Genomic DNA, 571 nt, shown 5'->3' with positions numbered 1-571 from the left:
ACCCTTGTTGCCATTACCAGTAACGTTATAATTAACTAGTGAAATAGCCGCAACACCGTAAACATCAACATTAAAGTCAGAGTTAACACCCACTTCTTTTGCTGTAACACCAGTAGCAACTAATGCCATTGCTGCACCTAAAAGCGTCTTTTTGAACATAGTCATAATTCCTTCATTTAACTTATGTAGTAATGCATGGATATTTAAGTTGGTCGCCGAAATGAACCATGCACTAGATTTGTTGTCTGGGGCAGACTATGACAATGTTTTTTCACAAAGAAAATATAGTTATGTTTTTTGAGTGACGAGCTTCAAAACTCAGAACTTATAAAAAAACATAACACTTAAAAATCAAAAACTTAATGAAAATAAAAAGCAAAACCTACTGCTTAAAAATAAAACAAAAGAGACAAAAACCCCAAAAAAGCATATGCAAGACTAAAATACTTGAACTTAGATCACTCTGATTTTAGTATTAATTAGATCTATTTACTTTAATTAAAAAAAAAGCGTGAACTAAGTCACACTTAATGTTTTGCAAAAATTAATAAATCATTGAAAACTATGCCCG

Annotated in this window: 1 pseudogene; it reads right to left on the bottom strand. The window is 31.2% G+C overall.

Going from position 1 to position 571, the window contains the following annotated elements:
* A pseudogene (locus PVK62_RS17505) lies at positions 1-168 on the bottom strand (porin); the annotation flags it as partial.
* Positions 169-571 lie beyond the last annotated feature (403 nt).

The organism is Aliivibrio sp. S3MY1 (genome assembly GCF_028765575.1).
Classification (GTDB): domain Bacteria; phylum Pseudomonadota; class Gammaproteobacteria; order Enterobacterales; family Vibrionaceae; genus Aliivibrio.
The sequence above is the reverse complement of the archived record's forward strand: the minus strand, read 5'-3'. Positions and strand labels throughout refer to the sequence as shown.